At 41.1% G+C, this 5,249-nt stretch carries 2 protein-coding genes; both read left to right on the top strand.

Features of this window, described 5'->3' with window-relative positions:
* Positions 1-168: 168 nt before the first annotated feature.
* The gene (locus tag Q1W14_RS18600) at positions 169-2,994 is read left to right on the top strand and encodes a triple tyrosine motif-containing protein (RefSeq protein WP_300704176.1); all 2,826 of its coding nucleotides are present in this window, start codon (positions 169-171) and stop codon (positions 2,992-2,994) included.
* A 67-nt stretch (positions 2,995-3,061) separates the two neighbouring features.
* On the top strand, positions 3,062-5,249 hold a 2,188-nt coding region (locus tag Q1W14_RS18595), incomplete at its 3' end, for a SusC/RagA family TonB-linked outer membrane protein (protein WP_300704175.1).

The raw sequence follows: 5,249 nt of genomic DNA, 5'->3' as shown, positions 1-5,249 counted from the left end.
CTATCACCCGCACTTTATATACTCTAAGACAAACAACTACAAGCAATTTAAAAACCTCTGAGAATAACATCTCAGAGGTTTTTTTATGAAATAATTAAAGCGTAATTATAAAATATAGCGTATATTTGTTTTTTAATAAAGAGAAAGATCTCCAATATCAACCATACTATGAACCTTCAAAGACATATATCTTTAGTTTGTTTGTTTTTGCTGGTGGCATGTCTGTCTTATGCCAATCAAAAGCCTTATATTATCAATTTTGCCCGTGATAAATACCATGCAGCCAATAAAAATTGGTCTATCGGACAAGACGAAAGAGGCATTATGTATTTTGGCAATGACATCGGTCTACTAGAATCCGACGGTATGGAGTGGGAACTCTTCCCCATGCCCAACTCTCTTATTGTGCGGGCTCTAGCAGTAGAATCACATCAAACAATTTATACCGGAGGCGCTGAAGAACTGGGCCGTTGGGATAGAGACCAGTCCGGCAGACTGAAATATACTTCTTTAAAAGGATTATTGCCTGCCAAAAGTCTGGATAATGAAAGCTTTTGGCGTATCTGGATAGACGGAAATAATGTCTACTACCAATCATTCAGCAATATTTATGTTTACAACCATAAGACCATGCAGAAGTTAAGTATTCCTAAAGGATTTCTACTGCTGCTGAAAGTAAGAGATGAATATTGGGTACAAGAAATTTATGGTCCGCTTTACCGGTTAAAAGATGGTAAGTTAAACAAGATTGAGGGTACCGAATTCCTGGAAGGAACCACGACCCGCGTCATTCTTCCATACGGAAAAGATCGCTATTTAATCGGTACCTCGACCGGAGAAGTATATATATACGACCATAAAAACTTTATTTTATGGAACAATGCACTGACTAACCAACTAGGCGGACAAGAGTTGAACTGCGGCATCTTTTGTGCCAAACGAAACACCTACTATCTGGGAACACAACTAAGCGGAGTATACGAGGTGGATATTAATGGCAACATACTTAATCACTTCTATTCCGCAAACTCCTTACAGAATAATACTATCCTGTCTCTATACGAAGATCACCGGAACAATATATGGGTGGCCATGGATCGTGGTCTTGCTTATATCCGCTACACGGACGGACTAAGCTACTATCGAACAGCGAATAGCGGCTCCAGTGCTGTATATGCTGCCACTCTGTGGAATGGAAATCTACTGATAGGTACCAATCAAGGCGTATATTATACTCCAAAAGAAAATGCCAACGATCTGGAAATGTTTTCTTCGTTAAAGTTAATTGAAGGTACACAAGGGCAGGTTTGGTCTTTCCAGGAGATTGACGGAAGATTATTCTGCGGACATAACAATGGATTACTTGAAATACGCCCGAATTTCAGTATCAAGCAATTATATCGAATCAATAGTGGTGTATTCCGGATATTGGAAGCTACCATTAACGATAAACTGATTCAAATTATTATCACATACAACAAACTATACATCGTCAACAAAGAAACCGGGCAGGTAAACGCAATGCAGCAAATCACCGACCCCATTCAAGACGCAGAAGTAGACCATTTAGGTAATATATGGTTGGAAACTGTCAGCCGGGGCATCTATAAGTGCCGGCTTAATGAAGAATTGAATGCATTCCGCTACTACACTTATTATGGAAACGACAAGGATAAAGAGCTCCCTGTTCATCTACAAGTATATAAAGTGAGTGGACGTATAATTTTCCTGGGAGATAATCGCTTCTTTTCGTACAATGAAACGAGTGATAGTCTACAATCCAACCCACTCCTAAACGAATGTTTCAAGAATGTAAACAATCTCAAACGAATTGTACCCATCAATAGTCAAGAAAGTTGGGCTATCAGCAGTTCCTCTGTTTACCGTTTTTTCTATGACGGTTATATAGCACGTATCAAAGAAGCTTACAATGTAGAAGCGGACAATCTATCGCTTATTACAGCTTTCGAGAACATATCAGTATTAAATGATTCGCTTTCGCTTATCTGTCTGGATGCCGGATTTATTCTTCATAACTCCATGCACAGCAAACAGCAAAGTATAAAGATATCTCCTCCTAATCTTGAGTTTGTACATACGGGAAGGGACTTGAACGGTGGCTATGCCGATCTCAACAAGCCTATCCAAATCCCTTACGAAGACAATACCGTTACCGTTGGTTTCTCTGTCAATGATGCTTTTGCCGGGAACCTTTTTATAGAATATCTACTTGAAGAAGTAGACAGCACTTGGAGTCAACCCGAACTACGGAATAGCATTTCGTATGCCCGTCTACCACAGGGTACATATACTTTGCGTCTTCGCGCCACGGATGGACTGAATAACTATTCTCCCGATACCATTATCCGCTTTGAGATATCACCGCCTTGGTATCGTACCATTTGGTGGTATCTTACTTGTGGTCTTTTAACTATCTCTGCCCTATTCATCACCTTCTGGCTGATGAAGAAGCGATTGCAAACGAAACATCTGAGACGTATGAAAGCTCAGGAAGCGGCACATCTACGTACATTGAACGAGCAGCTGCAGAACGAGATCGAGGAAAAGAATGCCGAAATTTTCACCCAGACATCATTCATCATCCGTAAGAATGAACTGATCTTGAAACTGAAAGAGATTGTAGATGAAGTCTGTACCAAGAATACTCAAAAGCCATTGATTCCTCTTTATCAGAAAATCAATAATCTGCTTACCAATAACCTCGATACAGAAGATGACTGGAAAATGTTCCTTATCAAATTTGAGCAGAAGCATCATAACTTCTTCAAGACATTGAAAGAGGCTTACCCTTTGCTTACAACCAATGACTTGCGCCTCTGCGCCTGCCTCAAACTGAATATGGACACCAAAGACATTGCTTCTTTGATGAATCTCTCGGTGCGAGCCATAGAAAACAACCGTTATCGCCTGCGCAAGAAACTCAATTTACAACCCACTCAAAACCTGAATGAGTTCTTTTTAACTATTGATTGACATCTTTTTTGCTTTTTGTTTGTTTCATTGCATTATTTAGATGAGTTATCCACTAAAAATTAACGCAATGAAGAAGAAACCTAAACTTCCTATGAAAAGGGCCTTATGGCTGAAAAATCTATTCTTAATGGCATGCATGCTTTTGGCATCTGTGCCTGTCTTTTCACAGACAAAAACCGTAACCGGTACCGTAACAGATGCCTTGGGTGATCCTCTTATCGGTGCATCCGTATTGGTACAAGGTACTTCCAATGGTGTGATTACCGATATAGACGGTAAATACTCCATTCAGGTAACACCGGAAAACACTTTGGAGTTTTCCTATGTAGGTATGCTGAAACAATCCATCAAAGTTGGAAACCAATCAGTTATCAATGTTCAGCTGAAGGACGACTCCAACTTACTGGCCGAAACCGTAGTCATAGGTTATGGTAGTGCCAAGAAACGTGACTTGACCGGTTCTATAACGAACGTAAAAGGAGATGAAATTGCCAACAAGCCCGTAGCAAATCCTGTAGCGGCTTTGCAAGGTAAAGTTGCCGGAGTGCAAGTAATCAACTCCGGTAAAGCTGGTGCAGATCCTGAAATACGTGTACGCGGTACGAATTCAATTAACGGTTACAAGCCTCTGTATGTAGTAGACGGATTGTTCAATGACAACATCAACTTCCTGAACCCACAGGATATCGAGTCTATGGAAATCCTAAAGGACCCGTCCTCACTTGCCATCTTCGGTGTACGTGGTGCCAACGGTGTAATTATTATCACTACCAAGAAAGCAAAAGAGGGTCAAACCCGAGTAAACATCAACGGTTCTTTCGGTTTTAAAGCAATCACCAATAAGATTGCCATGGTAGATGCCGATGGTTTCAAGATGTTGTACAACGAACAATTACAAAATGAAGGTAACCCACAATTTGATTTTACCGACTGGACAGGTAATACCAACTGGCAGGATGAAATTTTCCAGAGCGGCTTCATTACCAACAATAACATCAGTATTACAGGTGCCTCTGCAAAGCATAGCTTCTATCTCGGTGCAGGTTATGCCTACGAACAAGGTAACATCAAGAACGAGAAGTACAGCAAAATCACATTGAATGTCAGCAATGATTACAAAGTAACCGACAACTTCAAAGTAGGTTTCCAATTCAACGGTGCACGTATATTACCGGCCGATACCAAGAGTGTTGCAACTGCTTTGCGTGCTGCTCCGGTAGCCCCTGTATTTAATGAAGAATATGGTTTATACACCACACTCCCCGGTTTTCAGAAAGCACAAATGAACAACCCGATGGTGGATGTCGAACTGAAAGCCAATACTACGAAAGCTGAAAATTATCGTGGTTCGGGTAGCGTATATGGTGAATGGGACTTCCTGAAACATTTCCAATTCAAGGTGATGTATTCTATGGACTATGCATCTAACAGTACTCGCAAATACACTCCGAAAATCCAAGTTTATGATAATAGCATAGCAGACAAGATCGAAACTCTAGGCGACGGTAAAACCGGCGTAAGCCAAGAGAAACAAACTGAAATGAAAGTACAGAGCGATTATCTGCTGACCTACCAGAATACATGGGGCGAACATAGTTTGACCGCTACTGCCGGTTTCACTACTTACTATAATAAACTGGAATTACTAGGTGCCGCCCGTACCCAAGGAGTAGGTTTGGTTATTCCTGATAATCAAGACAAATGGTATGTCAGCATAGGCGATGCCGCAACTGCAACAAATAATAGTACACAATGGGAACGTAGTACGGTATCTATGCTGGGTCGTGTCATTTACAACTATAAAGGTAGATACTTACTCAATGGTTCATTCCGTCGTGATGGTTCCTCAGCATTTGCATATACTGGAAACCAATGGCAAAACTTCTACTCAGTAGGTGCCGGTTGGTTAATGAGTGAAGAAGAATTCATGAAAGGAATCACTTGGTTGGATATGTTGAAATTAAAAGGTTCTTGGGGTACGCTAGGTAACCAAAATCTGGATAAACCTTATCCGGCAGAGCCTCTTTTGACCAATGCTTATTCCGCAGTATTCGGTACCCCGTCCGCTATCTATCCGGGTTACCAACTTTCTTACTTACCTAACCCTAAATTGCGTTGGGAAAAAGTAGAAGCATGGGAAGCAGGAGCCGAAGCCAATTTCTTCCGTAATCGCTTGCACTTCGAAGGTGTATATTACAAAAAGACCACCAAAGATTTGCTGGCTGAAGTTCCGGGTATCTCCGGTACAGTTCCGG

The organism is Bacteroides sp., from assembly GCF_030151085.1.
Lineage (GTDB): Bacteria > Bacteroidota > Bacteroidia > Bacteroidales > Bacteroidaceae > Bacteroides.
The sequence above is the reverse complement of the archived record's forward strand: the minus strand, read 5'-3'. Positions and strand labels throughout refer to the sequence as shown.